Raw genomic sequence first — 20205 nt, forward strand, 5'->3', positions numbered from 1 at the left:
ATCCATGGTGTGCCGCCGATCGCATGCACACCGACAATCCAATGTGGGAGCGGGCTTGCTCGCGAAGACGTCAGCCCGAACACCACACAACTAAACCCCGACCCCTAAAGCCCTGCCGTCTGCGCTACCATGCCTGGCCGGACGCAGCAGCCTGCTGCGCGCAGGAGTCAGCATGGCCCACCCGTTTGAAACCCTCACGCCAGACCTCGTACTCGATGCTGTCGAAAGCATTGGCTTTCTCAGCGACGCGCGCATTCTGGCGCTCAACAGCTACGAGAACCGCGTCTATCAAGTCGGTATCGAAGACGCCGAGCCACTGATCGCCAAGTTCTACCGGCCGCAACGCTGGACCAACGAAGCGATTCTGGAAGAGCACCAGTTCACCGCCGAACTCGCCGAATGCGAGGTACCGGTCGTGGCGCCGTTGATCCACAACGGTGAAACCCTGCACGAACACAACGGTTTCCGTTTCACCCTGTTCCCTCGCCGTGGCGGCCGCGCGCCAGAGCCTGGCAACCTCGATCAACTGTATCGCCTGGGCCAGTTGCTCGGGCGCCTGCATGCGGTCGGCTCGACCCGGCCGTTCGAGCACCGCGAAGCGCTGGCGGTGAAAAACTTCGGCCACGACTCACTCAACACCTTGCTCGACGGCAATTTCATCCCGCGCAGCCTGCTGCCAGCCTACGAATCGGTGGCCCGCGATCTGCTCAAGCGCGTGGAAGATGCCTACAGCAATACGCCGCACCAGAACATCCGCATGCACGGCGACTGCCACCCCGGCAACATGATGTGCCGCGACGAGATGTTCCATATCGTCGACCTCGACGACTGCCGCATGGGTCCTGCGGTACAGGACATCTGGATGATGCTTGCCGGCGATCGCCAGGATTGCCTGAGCCAGTTGTCGGAACTGATGGACGGCTACAACGAATTCCACGACTTCGACCCCCGTGAACTGGCCTTGATCGAACCGCTGCGCGCCTTGCGCCTGATGCACTACAGCGCCTGGCTCGCCCGCCGCTGGGAAGACCCGGCCTTTCCGCGCAGCTTTCCGTGGTTCGGCACCGAGCGTTATTGGGGTGATCAGGTGTTGGCGTTGCGCGAGCAACTGGCGGCACTTCAAGAAGAGCCACTAAAACTCTTCTGACCCACCCGCCCCCCCTGTAGGAGCGAGCCTGCTCGCGAAAAACGCAAGGGCAACGCGTTTATCCAGACAGCACGCGTTATCGTTGACGTCCATCGCGAGCAGGCTCGCTCCTACAGATACCGATGTTCACAAATGACCTACCTATTCAGTCAGGACATTCGTAGACAAATCTCCTTACAATCCCCTCTTTGTTAGCTGCCTAAGCAAGGATTCTGCATGCAAGCCGCCAACCCGCGCCGCGGGTACATTCTAGGCCTGAGTGCCTACATCATCTGGGGACTTTTCCCACTCTATTTCAAAGCCATCGCCAGTGTGCCCGCCGTGGAAATCATCATCCACCGCGTACTATGGTCGGCGCTGTTCGGTGCCTTGTTGTTGATGGTCTGGAAGCATCCGGGCTGGTGGCGCGAGTTGCGGGAGAACCCGCGACGGCTGGCGATCCTGGCCCTGAGCGGTACATTGATCGCAGCCAACTGGCTGACCTATGTGTGGTCGGTGAACAACGGCCGCATGCTCGAGGCCAGTCTCGGTTACTACATCAACCCGTTGGTAAACGTGTTGCTGGGCATGCTGATCCTTGGCGAACGGCTGCGGCGCATGCAATGGATTGCGGTGGGCCTGGCGGCCGTCGGCGTGGCGCAGCAGGTGTGGCAGGTCGGCAGTCTGCCTTGGGTGTCGCTGGTGCTGGCACTGACCTTCGGTTTCTACGGGCTGATTCGCAAGCAGGCTCCAGTCAAGGCATTGCCTGGCCTGGTAGTGGAAACCTGGATGCTGGTGCCGATCGCCATTGCCTGGTTGCTGTTCAATCCGACCGCCCACAGCGCCCAGGCCGAGTTCTGGACCACGTCAGAAGCCTGGTGGCTGGTGGCGGCCGGGCCGGTCACGCTGGTGCCGCTGGTCTGTTTCAACGCCGCCGCGCGGCATTTGCCCTACACCACGCTCGGATTTCTCCAGTACCTGGCGCCGACGCTGGTGCTGTTGCAAGCCGTGCTGCTGTTTGGCGAACACTTGTCGTCCAGCACATTGGTGGCCTTCATCTTTATCTGGGCCGGTCTGGCGGTTTACAGCATCGATGCGTGGATAAGTTTGCGTCGCCGCAACTGATCAAAAAACACACAAATATCTACAGGCCACGTCTCCCGTGGCCTGCATCATTCCTTCCCAAGGTTATCCACAGCGTGATCCCCGCCGATTGTGCGCAAGTGGCTGAAACTGCTGGTTTTTTGATCAGATCCTCAAGAGCCCCGGCCGGCGTGGCCTGGCGGGGTGTCTCTACAGGTTATCCACAGGCCGGTGCACGTTTAACTTGGATAACCTGATCAAGGGTCGCTGCGCAGCACCAACTCAACCATCAGATCGTCAGCCAGGGTTTCCAGACGTGATTGCAGTACGTCCAGAGACAGTGTCAGCGGGACGGCAAGGATCGCTTCGGCATGGAACAGCGGCTCGCTGCTCATCGGCGCCGGGCGTACTTCGGTGACCAGCCGCTCCAGGTTCACCCCCTGCTCACTCAACAAGCGGGTGATGTCCCGCACGATCCCCGGGCGATCATTGCCCACCAGTTCCATGGCGATCGGCTTCCAGGTGCAGGATTGTTCGATGCCGCTTTCGGCGATCAACACGCGAATGCCATGGGCGGACAAGCTTTGCAGGGCATCGACCAATTCATCGTAGGCCTCGGCCGGCACGCCCACGCGAAGAATCCCGGCGAATTGTCCCGCCATGCGCGACATACGGCTTTCCAGCCAGTTACCGCCGTGCTCGGCAATGCATTGGGCAATGCGCTCGACTTGCCCGGGCTTGTCCGGAGCAAAAACAGTGAGTACTAGGTGGTCCATGGCGCAGCCCTCTGGTCATGACTTTTGTTATAGAGAATCAAGTATAGGCAAGGGATGAGAGGTGCCTGGGCAGATCCGGAATCAAAGGTGTTCCGGCTGGCCCCTTCGCGGGCAAGCCCGCTCCCACAGGGTCATGCGCCGTCCTTGTGGGAGCGGGCTTGCTCGCGAATGGGTGCACCGCCGATCTGCCTGACCCAACAAATCGTGTACAACTTTTGATATTTAACTGGAACAATCCACTGGTTTTTTGAGAACATCCTGTTCCGCGCCGTGACCGCAATGCGTCATGGGGTCGCAGAACGACGTGATTAGTCTAATTTTCACAACCGCAATTCATCATGTAGTATGCCGCAGCGCGCACTACATAACGTTGGATCGATGTCTGCCGCAGGCACGTTCGCAACCCTGAAAGCCCTGTCAGCAAGGCCTTAAGCCGTTGATTGGTCCCAACCCAGCCGCCCGTCATGGGCATGTACTGGTAGAGGGGTTTGTGGTTTAAATGGCCAAAGGCTTCATTGTTAAATTGAAGAGCTGAAAAGCGAAATAGCTGAGCAGAGTGAGGCAAGCAATGACTGAACACGTTCAAGTCGGTGGCCTGCAGGTCGCCAAAGTCCTGTTCGACTTCGTGAACAACGAAGCCATTCCCGGTACCGGCCTCACCGCCGATAAGTTCTGGGCCGGTGCCGACAAGGTCATCCATGACCTTGCACCGAAGAACAAAGCCCTACTCGCCAAACGCGATGATTTCCAGGCTCGTATCGATGGCTGGCATCAACAGCGCAAAGCTCTTGGGACAGCCCAGGTGCACGACCCGAAAGCCTATAAAGCCTTCCTGCAAGACATCGGTTATCTGCTGCCAGAAGCGGCCGATTTCCAGGCAACGACGCAAAACGTCGATGACGAAATCGCCCGCATGGCCGGCCCACAGCTCGTGGTGCCCGTCATGAACGCCCGCTTCGCGCTCAATGCTTCGAACGCCCGTTGGGGCTCGCTGTACGATGCGCTCTACGGCACCGACGCCATCAGCGAAGCCGACGGCGCGGAAAAAGGCAAAGGCTACAACAAGGTGCGCGGTGACAAGGTCATCGCTTTCGCCCGTGCCTTCCTCGACGAATCGGCGCCTTTGGCGGCCGGCTCCCACGTCGACTCCACCGGCTACAAGATCGTCGACGGCAAACTCGTGGTCGCCCTTAAAGGCGGCAGCAACACCGGCCTGCGTAACGACGCGCAACTGATCGGCTTCCAGGGCGATGCCGCTGCACCGACCGCGATCCTGCTGAAAAACAACGGCCTGCATTTCGAAATCCAGGTCGACGCCAGCACCCCCGTCGGCCAGACCGACGCGGCCAGCGTCAAAGACATCCTGATGGAAGCCGCGCTGACCACCATCATGGACTGCGAAGACTCGGTTGCCGCTGTCGATGCCGATGACAAAGTGGTGATCTACCGCAACTGGCTCGGCCTGATGAAGGGCGATCTGTCAGAAAGCGTCGCCAAGGGTGGTCAGACCTTTACCCGTACCATGAACGCCGACCGCGCCTACACCGCTGTCGATGGCAGTGAACTGAGCCTGCACGGTCGTTCGTTGCTGTTCGTGCGTAACGTCGGTCACCTGATGACCATCGACGCGATCCTCGACAAAGATGGCAATGAAGTGCCGGAAGGTATTCTCGATGGCCTGGTGACCTGCCTGTCGGCGATCCACAACCTCAACGGCAACAGCTCACGCAAGAACAGCCGCACCGGCTCGGTCTATATCGTGAAGCCGAAGATGCACGGCCCTGAAGAAGCCGCGTTCACCAACGAGCTGTTCGGCCGTATCGAAGACGTGCTGGGCCTGCCACGCAACACGCTCAAAGTCGGGATCATGGACGAGGAGCGTCGTACCACGATCAACCTCAAGGCCTGCATCAAGGCAGCGAGCGAGCGTGTGGTGTTCATCAACACTGGTTTCCTCGACCGCACGGGCGATGAAATCCACACCTCCATGGAAGCCGGCCCGATGGTACGCAAGGCGGACATGAAGGCAGAAAAATGGATCGGTGCCTACGAAAACTCCAACGTCGATATCGGTCTGAGCACCGGCCTGCAAGGTCGCGCGCAGATCGGTAAAGGCATGTGGGCCATGCCGGACCTGATGGCAGCGATGCTCGAACAGAAAATCGCTCACCCGCTGGCCGGTGCCAACACCGCTTGGGTTCCGTCGCCGACCGCTGCTGCACTGCACGCGCTGCACTACCACAAGGTTGACGTGTTCGCCCGTCAGGCCGAACTGGCCAAGCGTGCCCATGCATCGGTAGACGACATCCTGACCATCCCGCTGGCGGTAAACCCGCAGTGGACCGCCGAGCAAATCAAGAACGAACTGGACAACAACAGCCAGGGCATTCTCGGTTACGTGGTGCGCTGGATCGACCAGGGCGTCGGCTGTTCGAAAGTGCCGGACATCAATGACGTCGGCCTGATGGAAGACCGTGCAACGCTGCGTATTTCCAGCCAGCACATCGCCAACTGGCTGCGCCATGGCGTCGTCACTGAAGAGCAGGTCATGGAAAGCCTCAAGCGCATGGCACCCGTGGTTGACCGGCAGAACGCCGGCGATGCGCTGTACCGTCCGCTGGCCCCGAACTTCGACAACAACATCGCCTTCCAGGCGGCGGTCGAACTAGTGGTCGAAGGCACCAAACAGCCAAACGGCTACACCGAGCCAGTCCTGCACCGTCGTCGTCGCGAGTTCAAGGCGAAGAACGGGTTGTAAACCAGCGCTCTCCACAGCAATCCCCCGGTTGAAAAACCGGGGGATTTTTGTTTCTGCTTACTGCAAATGCACAACTATCTCCTGTAACGCAACGCGTTGGCAGCGATGTGGCGGCCTATTCTCGATGCATTCATGAACAAGGCAATGCCAAGGACAGTGATGATGAGAGCAAACAGTTTTGCGCCACCAATGGGTTCGTCGAGTACATACCACGAGGTCAAGATACCCGATATCGGAACAATCACTGACAAGGGTGCAACCTGGCTCGCCGGATACTTCTCAATCATTCGGTTCCACACCCAATACCCGAACACCGTCGCCACATAGGCCTGGAACAGGACAGATGCCAGCACTGGAGCAGTTATGTCCGTCAACAACGACTGGAAAGGAGCTGCTCCCTTGACCCAGTAAGTCATCAGATATAGAGGCGGTGTTGCATACAGGCTGGACCAAACGACAAAGGAAAATATATCAACCACTTTGCTTCTCTTGACAAGCACATTGCAAAGACTCCAAAACAATGCGCCGAGCAGTATCAGAAAAAGACCAAAGCTTTCGGCATCACCTTGCGTCACATGAATAATGAACATCAGCCCGACCAGCGCCATGAGAACTCCGGCCACTTGTATTGCCGTCATTTTCTCGCCAAACAGCAGTACTCCCCAGATGACCGTGAAAAAAGCACTGAACTGCAAGAGCAAGGATGTCACGCCGGCACTGACGCCGAGAAACATGCCGTAGTTCATCAGCCAACACATTCCGATACCAAACAACAAGCCGTAGACGATAGTTACAAAAGTACTGACACCTTTCGGTTTCGGGATAAAGAACACCAGTGGCAATGCACAGAAAGTAAAGCGCAACGCTGTCAATATGAACGGATCGATACCGTCAAGACTGATATCAATGACCGTAAAATTGCTGCCCCACATGACTGTCACACCGATAATAAGTACTAGATCGCGAAACTCCATTTTTTTCATCATTCCGTCCTCAGTGCGATACAGACCCACACAATCCAGGAAGAGTAATGACCTGACCTTTATCAGTGTTATCTACAGAAACTGGCCGCAGACTGAATACACGGTAACCACCGACATACTCAAACCACTAAGACTGGAGAGCCATACCGGCAACCTGGACAGTGCTATAACAGGCATTATCAAACAAAGCACGACATCGGATAATGCCTGCATCAGCTTTCAAGCACTGGACGATAGCTGAATAATCAAAAGAAAGAACAGGCTATTTGTGAGTAGCTTTTTCGCAGACCAGAGACACAAACTTAATTACAAGTTAAATCCACCAAAACAATTAAAACATGCAACTAACAATTACAAGAGGCCCGTTATTTAATACCCAATTCGCGTTTTACCAGTGTCAGCAGATGACTGGCATCAATCGGCTTGAGCAGAAAGTCCACCACGCTCAAATGCATTGCGGCGATCGCATCCTTCACGTCGGCGTCACCCGAGACAATGATGATCGGCAATGCTGCCCGTACTGACTCGCGGACCTGACGGATCAGTTCCAGCCCGTCTACATGGCCCATCCGCAGGTCGGTGATCAGCAAGCCGATGGTGAGCTTTTTGATCTCTGCATCGGTCACCAGAATCTTGAGTGCCGCTTCGCCACTGGCTGCCGTCACGCAGCGAATGCCCTCCAGCGCGAGAATCTCTGACAACAGCTCACGGGCGTCTTTATCGTCGTCGACGATGAGCACCCGTTGCAGCGGCAGGTCAGGTTCCAGCATGACGGCACTCAGCGCTTCGCGCTCGGCGTCGCTCAAAATATCGTGGTCGGACATGGCTTTCTCTACATGTTCAATTCAATTCCCTAGCACAGTGGTGAGACATCACTAAGCAGACCATCAATGTGCACCTCGTCGGATATTTTTCCAATAGCAGAATAGGGAGGTTTTTCTCACAGTTGCGTAGGGTTTTTCCGACATTCCATCACACTGATTGCCTACCTAGACTTACGTCCAATGGGCACCCCGGCCACAGGGGTCGACCATGTCCACGTCATCCGACTACAACAATTCGAAAAAGACAGCGGTAATGGTTATGAGTAAAGCGGACGCCTTCACACAGGCAGGGAAAACCGCGGTGTTGCAGAACATCCAGGGCACGTTGCAATTCCTCCAGCGCTTCCCGCCCTTCAATCAGATGGAACACGCTCACCTGGCGTATCTGGTCGAGCAATGCCAACTGCGTTTTTACGCTCCCGGCGAGAGCATCATCAAACCCACCGACGGCCCGGTCGAGCACTTCTATATCGTCAAACAAGGCCGGGTCGTGGGCGAGCGTCCGCATACGGCCAAAGGCGGCACCGAAACAGTCTTCGAGATCACCACCGGCGAGTGCTTCCCTCTCGCGGCGTTGCTGGGTGAGCGGGCGACCCGCACCGAGCACCTCGCAGGCGAAGACACCTTCTGCCTGCAACTGAACAAGCCGGCGTTCATCCGCCTGTTTTCGCTATCGGACACCTTCCGCAACTTCGCTTTGCGCTGCGTTAGCAGTCTGCTGGATCAGGTCAACCAGCAAGTGCAGCAAAAAGCCGTGGAAACCCTTGGCACCCAGTATTCGCTCAATACCCGGCTGGGTGAATTGGCCATGCGCCACCCGGTAACGTGCGGACCGCTGACGCCGTTGCGCGAAGCCGTGACGTTGATGCACGAACAACAGGTCGGCAGCATCGTGGTAGTTGACGAACTCAAGGCGCCACTGGGGATTTTCACCCTGCGCGACCTGCGTCAGACCGTGGCCAACGGCAGCAGTGATTTCAACGAAGCCATCGATGGGCACATGACCCGGGCACCGTTTTTCCTGTCGCCGGATCACAGTGCCTTCGACGCGGCGATTGCCATGACCGAGCGGCACATCGCCCATGTCTGCCTGGTCAAGGACCAACGTTTGTGCGGCGTGGTCTCCGAGCGCGATCTGTTTTCCCTGCAGCGGATCGACCTGGTGCACCTGGCGCGCACTATCCGCAACGCACAGAAGGTGGAAAACCTGGTGGCGCTGCGCGGCGAAATCGGTCAACTGGTCGAACGCATGCTGGCCCACGGCGCATCTTCGACGCAGATCACCCACATCATCACCCTGCTAAACGACCACACCGTGTGCCGGGTGATCGAACTGACCCTCGCCGAAAGAGGCGACCCCGGCGTGCCGTTCAGTTGGCTGTGTTTCGGCAGTGAAGGCCGTCGCGAGCAGACCCTGCACACCGATCAGGACAACGGCATTCTGTTCGAAGCCAGGGATGCAGCCCATGCCGCCGAGATTCGCGGCAGGTTGTTGCCCATCGCCCAGCAGATCAACCAGAGCCTGGCACTGTGTGGCTTCACCTTGTGCAAAGGCAATATCATGGCCGGCAACCCCGAGCTGTGTCTGTCCCGGGCCGAATGGGCGCGACGCTTTGCGGCGTTTATCCGCGAGGCAACCCCGGAGAACCTTCTGGGTTCAAGCATCTATTTCGATTTGCGCGTGGTCTGGGGCAGCGAGCAAGGCTGCGAACAGTTGCGTCGGGGCATTCTCGATCAGGTCGGCGACAATCGTTTGTTCCAGCGCATGATGGCCGAGAATGCGCTGCGCAATCGCCCCCCCGTAGGACGTTTCCGCGAGTTCGTGCTGGCGCGCAAAAATGGCGAAAAGGCCACTCTGGACTTGAAAATCCAAGGCCTGGCACCGTTCGTCGACGGCGCCAGGTTGCTGGCCCTGGCCCACGGTATCGAAGCGAACAACACCCTGGAGCGTTTTCGCCAGCTGGTCATCAAAGAGGTCATCGAGCCCTTGGACGGCGCCGCGTACGAAGAGGCCTATCACTTCATCCAGCAAACCCGCATGCAGCAACATCAACTACAGACCCGGGAGAATTTTCCTTACTCAAACCGGGTCGACCCCGACAGCCTCAATCATCTGGACCGGCGCATCCTGCGTGAATCCCTGCGCCAGGCACAACGCCTGCAAAGCAGCCTGGCTTTGCGGTATCAGCTATGAGCCTGTTTTCATGGTTGCGCCCGCCGGGCCCCACCCTGCCCGCCCACCTGCAACATCGCCTGGAACGCTTGCCCACCGTCGCCGCCCTGAGCGAATGCAGCCTGCGCGAGCAGCGCTGGGTGGTACTCGATCTGGAAACCACCGGGTTGAACCTGAACAAGGATCACGTGCTGTCCATCGGCGCGGTGGTGATCGAGGACGGGGCCATCGACTTTCGCCAGCAGTTCGAACGCACCCTGCAATATTCGCAGGTAAAACTCGGCCCCAGTGTGCTGATCCACGGTATTGGCCCCAGCGCCATTGCGGCGGGCTGCGATCCGGCAGAAGCGCTGCTCGACCTGATGGAGTTCATTGGCGACAGTCCGGTGCTGGCCTTCCACGCGCCGTTTGACCAGCACATGCTCGGCCGTGCGCTGAAAGATCATCTGGGGTGCAAGTTGCAGCATCCGTTTCTGGATGTGGCGGACATTGCACCGTTGCTGTGTCCGCAGGCGCACATTCGCGAGGCCGGGCTGGACGACTGGATCGATTGGTTCAAGCTCGAAGTCTTCGAACGCCACCACGCCAGCGCCGACGCCCTGGCGACCGCTGAACTGGCGTTGATCCTGTTCAGCCGCGCGCGGCAACAGCAGATTCATAGCCCGTTGAATTTGCAGCAGCGCCTGAGTCAGTGGAAGCGGAGGCAGCAGGCGCCCTCCTTCTGACCTATACGCACACCCCCTGTAGGAGCGAGCCTGCTCGCGATGAACTCCAGGACACCGCTGGGTGTCAGGCAGCCAACGTTATCGTTGACGTCCATCGCGAGCAGGCTCGCTCCTACAGGGGCCGTCACCAACTTCCCACCCGACCAACGCCAATTGCTTCCCCCCCTCGCCTCTGCCACAATCGCGAACAATTCTCGTTAGTTAACACTTCCCAAGCGGTGATGTTGCGTGTCGTCAGTCCCAAGCCCTCAAAGTGAGCTCGTCGGTGCGTTATATCGCGACCATCGCGGTTGGCTATTGGCCTGGCTTCGACGCAACGTCGCCTGCCCGCAGCGGGCCGAAGACCTGAGCCAGGACACGTTCGTGCGCTTGCTGGGCCGCGAGGAACTGAAGGAACCACGCGAACCGCGGGCGTTTCTGGTGGCAATCGCCAAGGGCCTGCTGTTCGATTATTTCCGTCGCGCCGCGCTGGAACAGGCCTACCTCACCGAGCTGATGCTGATTCCCGAAGTCGAACAACCGTCGGCGGAAGAACAGCAAATGATCCTCGAAGACCTGAAAAACATTGACCGTTTGCTCGGCAAGCTTTCCAGCAAGGCCCGGGCGGCGTTCCTCTATAACCGCCTCGACGGCCTCGGCCATGCAGAAATCGCCGAGCGCCTCGGCGTGTCGGTGCCGCGGGTGCGTCAGTACCTGGCCCAAGGCATTCGCCAGTGCTACATCGCGCTGTATGGTGAGCCGACATGAATCCGCTCAGTTCCAAACCGGTATCGGCCAACGTGCTGGACGCGGCGATTGCCTGGCAGTTGTCCATGGATGGCGCCAACCCGGTTGAGCGCGAAGAGTTCGCCAAGTGGCATGCTGCCCACGAAGAGCACGCCCGCGCCTGGCGCCAGCTGGGCATGCTCGACCAGCGCTTCAGCGTAGCCAGCGGCCCGGCCCGCACAGCCCTGCTGCAATCGCGCGAAGGCATTCGCCGACGGGTGCGTAAGCTCGGCAATGGCGTGGCGAGTGTGGTGGCAGTTATCGGCCTGGCGCTATTTGCCGGACCACGTTACCTGCCGATCGAATACTGGCTGGCCGACCAGCGCACCGCCGTTGGCGAGCAACGCACTTTGCGCCTCACCGATGGCACGTTGATCAATCTCAACACTCACAGCGCCCTGGATATTCGCTTCGATGAGAAGCAGCGGCGCATCGTGCTGCAAGAAGGCGAAATCCTGGTTGAAACCGGCCATGGTGATCCCCGGCCATTCATCGTCGAAACCCGTGAAGGCAGCATGCGCGCCCTGGGTACGCGGTTTCTGGTCAAGCGCGAAGACGAAGGCACGCGCCTGAGCGTGTTGCAGTCGGCGGTGGCGGTTCACCCCGAGTCCAACCCGGATGAACAGATCTTGCGCGAAGGCCAACAGGTGTTGATCCGCAATAACGGCCTGGGTCCGGTTCTGGCCGTCAACCTCGGCGCGGATGCCTGGACCCGCGGCATGCTGGTGGTGGATAACACGCGACTGGAAGACCTGGTGCATGAAATCGGTCGCTATCGAAGCGGTTACGTCGGCGTTGCGCCGGAAGTGGCCGACCTGCGCATCACTGGCAGCTTCCCACTGCGCGACACCGACCTGGCGCTCAATGCCCTGCTACCGACCCTGCCGGTGCAGATCGAACAGCACACGCAATGGTGGGTGAAGGTCGTGGCCAAGGCCGATACCAAGCCCTGAATCCCCACACAGAACCCTGTGGCGAGGGGGCTTGCCCCCGTTGGGTCGCGAAGCGGCCCTCTGGGTTTTCCTGACCGACTGCGTTCGCTGACTTTACGACTGCTTCGCAGCCGGACGGGGGCAAGCCCCCTCGCCACAAAAGCGCATCCCGAAAGTAGTTTGGCCGCAATTGAATAACTGAATCGAAATTATTTTCATCCAGCCCTATCACTTTTTGATTTTCGTTCGGCACACAGGCAATTGAGAAATATTTACATTCAGGAGCCGCTGTCATGTCCCGTTCGCTAGACACCTTGTTGCGCCCCAGTTTGCTGGCGGTCGCCATTGCCCTTTGCACCCCTTTGGCCAGCAGCCAACTGTTCGCCGCTGAACAGGCATCCAGCGTCCGCGCCTACAACCTGCCAGCCGCACCGTTGGCCAGCACCCTGAACCAGATCGCCAGCCAGGCCGGCCTGGCCTTGTCGTTGAACCCATCCCTGGCGGCGGGCAAAACCTCGGCGCCAGTCAACGGTCAGTTCGACGCAACCGGCGCCCTGCGCGAAGCCCTGCGTGGCACCGGGTTGCAACTGGAGCAAAGCAGTGCAGGCACCTACAGCCTGGTGGCCGTGCCCGAGGGCGTGATGGCCCTGCCAGCGACCAGCGTGATCGGCGTGGAAGATGCTGAAAGCGCCTGGGGCCCGGTACAAGGCTACGTCGCCAAGCGCACTGCCGCCGGCACCAAGACCGATACCGCGCTGGTCGAAGCACCGCGCTCGATTTCGGTCGTCACTCGTGAGCAGATGGACGACCGCAACGCACATACCCTCGATGACGCCGTGCGCTACTTGCCGGGCATTACCGCCAGCAGCTACGGCAGCGACACCCGCGCCGACTGGCTGCGCGTGCGTGGTTTCGAACCGACTCAATTCCTCGACGGCCTGCCACTGCCAAAAGGCGTGTACGCCAACCCGAAACAGGAGACCTGGAACCTCGACCGCCTGGCGTTGCTGCGCGGCCCGGCCTCCTCTGTGTACGGCCAGACCCCGCCAGGCGGCCTGCTGGACATGGTCAGTAGGCGCCCGAGCGCCGAAGCCAGCAGTGAGGTCCAACTGCAATACGGCAGCGACAATCATCGCCAGATCAACTTCGCCAGCACCGGCAAAATCGACGACGAAGGCCGGTTTCTCTATGGCGTGAGTGGCGTCGTGCGTGACGGTGGCACCCAGATCGACCACATCGATGACAAGCGCTACAACATTGCACCAAGCCTGACCTGGAACATCGACGACGACACCAGACTCACCCTGCTGACGCAATTCACCCGTGACGATACCGGCGTTACCAGCCAGTTCTATCCGATTCAGGGCACCAAGATCGACATGCCGTTCGGCAAGATCTCGCACCACAAGAACCTGGGTGATCCGGACTACGACTTCTACGACCGCACCTACTACGCACTGGGCTATGCCTTCGAACATCGCCTGAACGATGTATGGCAGTTCCGCCAGAACCTGCGCTACACCAAGTCGGACCTGTCGTTCCAGACGGTTACCGTCAACAGCTACTTTCCTTCTATCGGATTTGTCGTAGACGACGAAGGCAACACCGGGCGCGGCACGACCAATGTCGATGAGGACATCAGCCAGTTCGCCGTGGACAACAACTTCCAGGGCGACTTCGCCACCGGCGACATCCAACACACACTGTTGATCGGCCTGGACCACCAGCGCAGCAACACCAACTACACCTCGATCTTCGGTGGCGCACCGGCCATCAACGTCAACAACCCGGTCTATGGCTTGCCGATCACTCGGCCACCACGCTCCTCGGCGTTTTATGACTATGACCAGAAGACCCACCAGACCGGCCTGTACGTCCAGGACCAAATGGCCCTCGACCAATGGCGCCTGACACTCGGCGGTCGTGAAGACTGGGTCCATACAGGCACCAAATTCTTCAACAAGGGTGATGCCACCAACACCGAGCGCGACAAGAACTTCAGCGGCAACGCAGCGATCAGCTATGTGTTCGACTCGGGCTTCGTGCCTTACCTGTCCTACGCCGAATCGTTCCAGCCGGCCAGCAATGCTGTCGCCTCGCCGACCGATTCGTTCAAACCGACCGAGGGCAAGCAATGGGAACTGGGGATCAAGTACCAGCCACCGGGCAGCAACACCCTGCTGACGGCGGCCGTGTATGACCTGACCCAGAAAAACGTTTCCGTCACCAACAACGTGGGCAACGTGACGGTCACCAGCCAGACCGGCGAAGTGAAAGTCAAAGGCCTGGAGCTGGAAGCCGTTTCCGACGTGACCGAAAACCTCAAGGTCACCGCGGCCTACACCTTGGCCAAATCCGAAGTGCAAGACGGCGCGTTCAAGGGCAATCGCCTGCAACTGATGCCTAACCAGCAAGCATCGGTGTGGGGTGACTACACCTGGCACAACGGCGTGCTCGACGGCTTCGGCATCGGCGCCGGCGCGCGCTACACCGGCAACACCTACGGCGATGAGGCCAACACCTGGCTGGGCAAGGCTGGCGCCTACACGGTTTTCGACGCCGCGGTACACTACGACCTCGGTCGCCTGGATAACAGCCTCAAAGGCGCTTCGCTGGCCGTTAACGCGACCAACCTGTTCGACAAGGACTACATCTCGACTTGCGACAGCTTCTACTGCTACTACGGCGACCAGCGCAGTGTTGTCGCCAGTGCAACCTACAAGTGGTAACGCGTTGAGCTGACACGCCCAATGACCAGGCCGTCCTTCGTGGACGGCCTTGGTTTTTCTGAAGGCTTTGAAATGAAAAGTAAAACAATCCGCCGCTGGTCCACGATCCACACCTGGACCAGCCTGATTTGTACGGTGTTCCTGTTACTGCTGGCACTGACCGGCCTGCCGTTGATCTTTCACCACGAGATCGACCACTTACTGGGCGATGCGCCGCAAGTGAAGGAGATGCCGGCGGACACTCCACGCCTGAATTTGCAGCAGTTGGTAGAAGCGGCCGAAAAACACCGTCCCGGTGAAGTCATGCAGTACTTCGGCTTCGAAGACGATGAGCCCAATGCCGTGCTGACGATCATGGCCGCCACCGCCGGTACCGAGCCGAACTCGTCCCACACCTTCATGCTCGACGCTCGCACCGGCGAAGCACTGGAAACGCCGTCGGCCAACGGCGGTTTCATGCTGACCATGCTGCGCCTGCACGTGGACATGTTCGCCGGGCTGCCGGGCAAGTTGCTGCTGGCGTTCATGGGGATTCTGTTCGTGGTGGCGATCGTTTCCGGCACGGTGCTGTACCTGCCGTTCATGCGCCGCTTGAAGTTCGCCACCGTGCGCCAGGACAAATCCACGCGCCTGCGCTGGCTCGACCTGCATAACCTGATCGGTGTGGTGACCTTGACCTGGGCCCTGGTGGTTGGCGTGACCGGCGTGATCAGTGCCTGCGCCGACCTGATCATTGCCGCCTGGCGCAACGACAGCCTGAGCGCCATGGTCGCTCCCTACCGCGACGCGCCGCCGCTGACGCAACTGGCGCCGGCCACCCGTTTGCTCGACATCGCCAAGGATGTCGCGCCGGGCATGCAGCCGGACTTCATCGCGTTCCCCGGCACGCGGTTTTCCAGCGAGCACCATTACGCGGTGTTCATGAAAGGCAGCACGCACCTGACCTCGCACCTGTTGACCCCGGTACTGATCGACGCCAGCACCCTGCAAGTCACTGCCGTGGCCGAACGACCGTGGTACATGGACGCCATGGGCATGTCGCAGCCTCTGCACTTCGGAGACTACGGCGGCATGCCGATGCAAATCCTCTGGGCGACCCTCGATGTGCTGACCATCATCGTGCTCAGCAGCGGGGTGTACCTGTGGGTAGTGCGGCGCAAGGCTGCGCGGCCAGTGCTGGAAAAAGCGGAGAGCGCGGCATGAAGCCCCGGCAGTCGAACTTCTGGAAAGTCTTTGCCATTCCAACCGGAATCGCGCTGCTCAGCGCGGCAGGGTTGTTCGCCGCGTTGCTCGGGGATGGGGTGTGGGATTCGCTGAGCTGGGTGGGCTTGGGGATCCCCGCCATTCTAGGGCTGCGCGGTCTCTTGCAACGCCGCTGACCCCTTGTGGGGGCGGGTTTGCTCGCGAATGCGGTGTGTCTACCAACATCAATGGCGACTGACACACCGCTTTCGCGAGCAAGCCCGCTCCCACAGGTCCCGTGACAAGTCTCAAGTATTCGCCAGTCATACGATGACAACACTCCCCACCCGTCGCCTCTCCCTGCAAATCCTCTGACATATCTGTTGACAGTTTTACCCTTGCGCTTCTATAAAGACGCATGTTGTACGACAACCTACAACAAATGCGGCACCAAAAATAAATCCAAAAAAATGATGGTGAAGTGATGAAAGTCAAAGGCATCCGCTGGTGGATGGTCGGCCTTGTGACGGCCGGCCTGATGGTCAACTACCTGGCTCGCAATACCCTGTCAGTGGCCGCTCCGACCCTGATGAGCGAAATGAACATCTCCACCGAGCAGTACTCGCACATCGTCGTCGCGTGGCAGGTGTGTTATGCGCTGATGCAACCGGTGGCCGGCTACATCATCGATGCCATCGGCACCAAAATGGGCTTCGCCATTTTCGCCTTTGCCTGGTCGATTGCCTGCGCGCTGGCAGCCCTGGCGACCGGTTGGCAGGGCCTAGCCTTTGTCCGCGGCCTGCTTGGCCTGACCGAAGCGGCGGGTTTGCCGGCGGCGGTCAAGACGTCGACTGAATGGTTCCCGGCCAAAGAGCGCTCGGTGGCCATCGGCTGGTTCAACATTGGTTCGTCGATTGGTGCCGTACTGGCGCCGCCGCTGGTGGTCTGGGCGATCCTGCACAGCGGCTGGGAACTGGCGTTCCTGATCGTGGGCGGCCTGGGCGTGGCCTGGACTTTCCTGTGGATGGTCCTCTACAAGCACCCACGGGACCAGAAGCGCCTGAGCGACGAAGAACGCGACTACATCCTCAGCGGTCAGGAAGATCACTTCAAAGACACGGCCAAGCAAAAAGGCAACTGGAAAAAGATCATCGGCAGCCGCAACTTCTACGCCATCGCCAGTGCGCGCATGCTCTCCGAGCCGGCCTGGCAGACCTTCAACGCGTGGATTCCGCTGTACCTGATGACCGAACGGCACATGAACATCAAAGAGATCGCGATGTTCGCCTGGCTGCCGTTCCTCGCCGCCGACCTCGGCTGCGTGCTCGGCGGTTACCTGAGCCCGTTCTTCCACAAGTACTGCAACGTGTCGCTGTTCACCTCGCGCAAGATGGTCCTGCTGTTCGGCGCCTCGTGCATGATCGGCCCGGCCTGCATCGGCCTGGTCGCCAGCCCCTACACTGCGATTGCGCTGCTGTGCATCGGCGGCTTCGCGCACCAGACCTTGTCCGGCGCGCTGTATGCGATCACCTCTGACTCGTTCGGCAAGAACGAAGTGGCCACCGCCACCGGCATGGGCGGCATGTTCGGTTACCTGGGCGCGGCCGCGTTCACCCTGGTGTTTGGCGTGATGGTGACCAAGATCGGCTACAGCCCGCTGTTCGTGGTACTGGCGATTTTCGACATCGTCGCTGCGTTCATCGTCTGGACCGTGGCCCGTGAGATCAAGCCACAGGCTGTTTCGGGGCCGCAAGCCGGGCAGACACTGCAACCCGCCAGCTAAAACGCAACCCCTGTAGGAGCGAGCCTGCTCGCGAAGGTCGTTAACGATGACGCTGGGCACCTGACACCAAGCGGCGCCCTCAGGTTTTTCGCGAGCAGGCTCGCTCCTACAGGTGACGGTGATCTTGAGCTATCGCATCCACACGTTATGCTGCGTGACACCGCCACCGATCGAGACGCTGCCATGTCCGCCCCGAGCATGACCCTGTACCACAACCCCCTTTCCCCCTTCGTTCGCAAAGTCATGGTGCTGCTGCACGAAACCGGTCAGCAAGACCGCGTGGCGTTGCAGACCAGCGTACTCACCCCGGTCAACCCCGACCTCACGCTGATCGAAGACAACCCCCTGGGCAAGATCCCGGCCCTGCGCCTGGCCGACGGCAACATCATCCATGACAGCCGAGTCATCCTCGACTACCTCGATCAGCAGCACGTCGGCAACCCGCTGATCCCCCGCGAAGGCTCGGCTCGCTGGCGGCGCCTGACGCTCGCTTCGCTGGCCGACGGGATCATGGACGCAGCCGTGCTGGTGCGCTACGAAGTCGCCCTGCGCGCCCCGGAAAAACACTGGGACGAATGGCTCGAGGGCCAGCGCGACAAGATCCGCCGTGCCCTGGCATTGCTGGAAAAGGACGCGATTGCCGAACTGACTTGCCACTTCGACGTGGCCGCGATCAGTGTGGCCTGTGCACTGGGTTACCTGGACCTGCGCCATCCGGATCTGGATTGGCGCACGGTGAACCCGCAGTTGGCGGCGTGGTATTTCGAAGTGAGTCAGCGGCCTTCGATGATTGCGACGATGCCCAAGGTTTAAATCTTCGCTGACGGTACTGGCCTGTTCGCGAGCAGGCTCGCTCCCACCTTTGACTGTGGCCTCATGTGGGAGCGAGCTGGATCTAACGCAAACAACCCGGCAACCAGCGTCGCCAACACCCTCCCTTCTCGCTGATCCTCGCGCAACCCCAACGACCGGCTCATTCCACCGCTCCCACTTCAAACGCTACCGGCTTGGCCGCGTTCTGCCCGATTCCGTACCAGTCCAGCTTGCGGGTCAGCACCATGAACACGCCCAACAGACCGAACAGCAGCAATGAGCCCATCAGCAGTGCGTAATCCTCGGCGCTCAACACGCCATAAAGCAGGCCATACAACGCCGCCAGCCCCGCGGAGAAGCTCAACCCGTTCACGACGCTGCGCAGGACATGGCACACATAAAAACCGATCAACGACACGCAACCAGCCGCCGACAACAGATACGCCAGGCCAAAACCGATGTGCTCGGACAACGACAGTAACAGCAGATAAAAGAACGCCAGGGCCACCCCCACCAGTGCGTATTGCACCGGGTGTACGGCCAGGCTTTTCAGTACTTCGAAGAGGAAAAAACCGGCGAACGTCAGGACGATGAACAGCAGCGCGTACTTGATCGCCCGGTCGCTTTTCAGGTACTGATCCACCGGGTCGATGAAGCTCACCCCGAAGCTGCGGCCGCTGAAGGCTGCGCAGTCACCGCCAGTGACGCAACTGCTCAAGGCCTCCTGCAAATTGGTAGAGAAGAACGACGCCTGCCAACTGGCGGTGAACCCCTGATCGGTGACTTTACGCTGGGCCGGCAGATAGTTGCCGATGAAGCTTGGGTGAGGCCAGTCGGCACTCAACGAGACTGTACTGGTTTTACCCACCGGCAATACCTGCAACACGCCCGTGCCTTGCAGGCGCAGGTCAAACCCGAAATCCAGTTCCGCAGCCTGCTCAGTATTCAGCGCCGGCAGCGTCACGTGCACGCCCTCACCCAGCCAGCCGACCTGGCTACCGGGAATGAAGTCCAGGCTCTGGCCGTCGAGTTCGAGTTTCAAGGCATTTTCGATACCACGGATATCGCTGATGCCAACGGCGAGGAACGGCTGATCGAACCGGTAATCGGCAAAGTCCTCCTTGATACCGAGCCGCGCCGGCAGCGAAAAACGCCCACTGATGCGATTGTCGGCATGAAACAGCCGCGCCTGGTAAATCCCCCGGGAGCGCAACTCGGTCTGCACCTGGCCGTCGAGTTCGAAGCGTTCCGGCAGGAAATACAGACGACCGCGCTCTTCGCTGATGTCCTGATAACGCTCGTTGGTTTTTTCACGGGTCTTCCAGGTGCGCACCACTTTGCGATACGGCACCACCATCAACGGACCGCTGACTTGCTGGCTGAAGCTGGAACTGCGGGCGATGTCGTCGAGCACGCCGTCACGCAGTTGCTGACGGTCACGTATCACGCCGTTGATCATCAGAAGCGGGATCAGCAACAACAGAATCAACAGGGCAATTGCCCCAAGTTTTAGGGTCAGGCTACGGTTCATGGGACTCTCCCTGTTTTGGATG

Annotated in this window: 16 protein-coding genes; 12 read left to right on the forward strand and 4 right to left on the reverse strand. The window is 59.5% G+C overall.

Going from position 1 to position 20205, the window contains the following annotated elements:
• The first annotated feature begins 172 nt into the window (after window positions 1–172).
• A complete protein-coding gene (locus tag QMK54_RS28555; RefSeq protein WP_110663225.1) occupies window positions 173–1147 on the forward strand; it encodes a serine/threonine protein kinase in 975 nt (324 codons plus the stop codon).
• A 216-nt stretch (window positions 1148–1363) separates the two neighbouring features.
• On the forward strand, window positions 1364–2251 hold the full coding sequence (rarD, locus tag QMK54_RS28560) for an EamA family transporter RarD (RefSeq protein WP_103396660.1): 888 nt from the start codon (window positions 1364–1366) through the stop codon (window positions 2249–2251).
• 215 nt (window positions 2252–2466) lie between these two features.
• On the opposite strand, the gene QMK54_RS28565 is transcribed toward rarD, so the two are convergent.
• Window positions 2467–2985: a glycine cleavage system protein R gene (locus tag QMK54_RS28565; RefSeq protein ID WP_110661080.1), complete on the reverse strand. Its 519-nt coding sequence runs from the start codon at window positions 2983–2985 to the stop codon at window positions 2467–2469.
• Window positions 2986–3553: 568 nt separating this feature from the next.
• On the opposite strand from QMK54_RS28565, the gene QMK54_RS28570 reads away from it, so the two are divergent.
• Window positions 3554–5743 (forward strand): malate synthase G, encoded by a 2190-nt coding sequence (locus tag QMK54_RS28570; protein WP_110661081.1) that lies wholly within the window; start codon window positions 3554–3556, stop codon window positions 5741–5743.
• Between the two features lie 74 nt (window positions 5744–5817).
• Here the strand turns inward: QMK54_RS28570 and QMK54_RS28575 are convergent, their stop codons facing one another.
• Window positions 5818–6729, reverse strand: a complete 912-nt coding sequence (locus QMK54_RS28575) for an EamA family transporter (protein ID WP_223589852.1) — start codon at window positions 6727–6729, stop codon at window positions 5818–5820.
• A gap of 362 nt (window positions 6730–7091) precedes the next feature.
• A complete protein-coding gene (locus QMK54_RS28580) occupies window positions 7092–7550 on the reverse strand; it encodes a response regulator (protein WP_320401685.1) in 459 nt (152 codons plus the stop codon).
• 253 nt (window positions 7551–7803) lie between these two features.
• On the opposite strand from QMK54_RS28580, the gene QMK54_RS28585 reads away from it, so the two are divergent.
• The 9 genes from QMK54_RS28585 (at window position 7804) to QMK54_RS28625 (ending at window position 18652) form a co-directional block, all read left to right on the forward strand.
• Entirely contained in the window at window positions 7804–9744 is a 1941-nt protein-coding gene (locus QMK54_RS28585) for a putative nucleotidyltransferase substrate binding domain-containing protein (RefSeq protein WP_320402951.1), read from the forward strand.
• Window positions 9741–10448 carry a 3'-5' exonuclease gene (locus QMK54_RS28590; RefSeq protein ID WP_320401686.1) on the forward strand — a complete coding sequence of 236 codons (708 nt, stop codon included), beginning with the start codon at window positions 9741–9743 and terminating at the stop codon, window positions 10446–10448. The genes QMK54_RS28585 and QMK54_RS28590 overlap by 4 nt, the downstream gene beginning before the upstream one ends.
• A gap of 228 nt (window positions 10449–10676) precedes the next feature.
• A complete protein-coding gene (locus QMK54_RS28595; protein WP_320401687.1) occupies window positions 10677–11195 on the forward strand; it encodes an RNA polymerase sigma factor in 519 nt (172 codons plus the stop codon).
• Window positions 11192–12166: a FecR family protein gene (locus QMK54_RS28600; protein WP_320401688.1), complete on the forward strand. Its 975-nt coding sequence runs from the start codon at window positions 11192–11194 to the stop codon at window positions 12164–12166. The genes QMK54_RS28595 and QMK54_RS28600 overlap by 4 nt, the downstream gene beginning before the upstream one ends.
• A gap of 272 nt (window positions 12167–12438) precedes the next feature.
• Window positions 12439–14874 carry a TonB-dependent siderophore receptor gene (locus tag QMK54_RS28605; protein ID WP_320401689.1) on the forward strand — a complete coding sequence of 812 codons (2436 nt, stop codon included), beginning with the start codon at window positions 12439–12441 and terminating at the stop codon, window positions 14872–14874.
• A 72-nt stretch (window positions 14875–14946) separates the two neighbouring features.
• Window positions 14947–16077 carry a PepSY domain-containing protein gene (locus QMK54_RS28610; protein WP_320401690.1) on the forward strand — a complete coding sequence of 377 codons (1131 nt, stop codon included), beginning with the start codon at window positions 14947–14949 and terminating at the stop codon, window positions 16075–16077.
• A complete protein-coding gene (locus QMK54_RS28615) occupies window positions 16074–16253 on the forward strand; it encodes a hypothetical protein (protein WP_223589837.1) in 180 nt (59 codons plus the stop codon). Before QMK54_RS28610 ends, QMK54_RS28615 begins: the two co-directional genes overlap by 4 nt.
• Before the next feature lie 287 nt (window positions 16254–16540).
• Window positions 16541–17839 carry an MFS transporter gene (locus tag QMK54_RS28620; protein WP_320401691.1) on the forward strand — a complete coding sequence of 433 codons (1299 nt, stop codon included), beginning with the start codon at window positions 16541–16543 and terminating at the stop codon, window positions 17837–17839.
• A 183-nt stretch (window positions 17840–18022) separates the two neighbouring features.
• Entirely contained in the window at window positions 18023–18652 is a 630-nt protein-coding gene (locus QMK54_RS28625) for a glutathione S-transferase (RefSeq protein WP_181432053.1), read from the forward strand.
• A 160-nt stretch (window positions 18653–18812) separates the two neighbouring features.
• Here the strand turns inward: QMK54_RS28625 and creD are convergent, their stop codons facing one another.
• The gene (gene creD / locus QMK54_RS28630; RefSeq protein ID WP_320401692.1) at window positions 18813–20183 is read right to left on the reverse strand and encodes a cell envelope integrity protein CreD; all 1371 of its coding nucleotides are present in this window, start codon (window positions 20181–20183) and stop codon (window positions 18813–18815) included.
• Between the last annotated feature and the right edge of the window lie 22 nt (window positions 20184–20205).

This window comes from Pseudomonas sp. P5_109 (assembly GCF_034009455.1).
Lineage (GTDB): Bacteria > Pseudomonadota > Gammaproteobacteria > Pseudomonadales > Pseudomonadaceae > Aquipseudomonas.

Coding starts and splice junctions, on each gene's coding strand:
- QMK54_RS28600 (WP_320401688.1), top strand. CDS start 11,192: ATGAATCCGCTCAGTTCCAAACCGGTATCGGCCAACGTGCTGGACGCG.
- QMK54_RS28555 (WP_110663225.1), top strand. CDS start 173: ATGGCCCACCCGTTTGAAACCCTCACGCCAGACCTCGTACTCGATGCT.
- QMK54_RS28610 (WP_320401690.1), top strand. CDS start 14,947: ATGAAAAGTAAAACAATCCGCCGCTGGTCCACGATCCACACCTGGACC.
- QMK54_RS28625 (WP_181432053.1), top strand. CDS start 18,023: ATGTCCGCCCCGAGCATGACCCTGTACCACAACCCCCTTTCCCCCTTC.
- QMK54_RS28585 (WP_320402951.1), top strand. CDS start 7,804: ATGGTTATGAGTAAAGCGGACGCCTTCACACAGGCAGGGAAAACCGCG.
- QMK54_RS28565 (WP_110661080.1), bottom strand. CDS start 2,985: ATGGACCACCTAGTACTCACTGTTTTTGCTCCGGACAAGCCCGGGCAA.
- creD (WP_320401692.1), bottom strand. CDS start 20,183: ATGAACCGTAGCCTGACCCTAAAACTTGGGGCAATTGCCCTGTTGATT.
- QMK54_RS28605 (WP_320401689.1), top strand. CDS start 12,439: ATGTCCCGTTCGCTAGACACCTTGTTGCGCCCCAGTTTGCTGGCGGTC.
- QMK54_RS28575 (WP_223589852.1), bottom strand. CDS start 6,729: ATGATGAAAAAAATGGAGTTTCGCGATCTAGTACTTATTATCGGTGTG.
- rarD (WP_103396660.1), top strand. CDS start 1,364: ATGCAAGCCGCCAACCCGCGCCGCGGGTACATTCTAGGCCTGAGTGCC.
- QMK54_RS28620 (WP_320401691.1), top strand. CDS start 16,541: ATGAAAGTCAAAGGCATCCGCTGGTGGATGGTCGGCCTTGTGACGGCC.
- QMK54_RS28615 (WP_223589837.1), top strand. CDS start 16,074: ATGAAGCCCCGGCAGTCGAACTTCTGGAAAGTCTTTGCCATTCCAACC.
- QMK54_RS28580 (WP_320401685.1), bottom strand. CDS start 7,550: ATGTCCGACCACGATATTTTGAGCGACGCCGAGCGCGAAGCGCTGAGT.
- QMK54_RS28570 (WP_110661081.1), top strand. CDS start 3,554: ATGACTGAACACGTTCAAGTCGGTGGCCTGCAGGTCGCCAAAGTCCTG.
- QMK54_RS28590 (WP_320401686.1), top strand. CDS start 9,741: ATGAGCCTGTTTTCATGGTTGCGCCCGCCGGGCCCCACCCTGCCCGCC.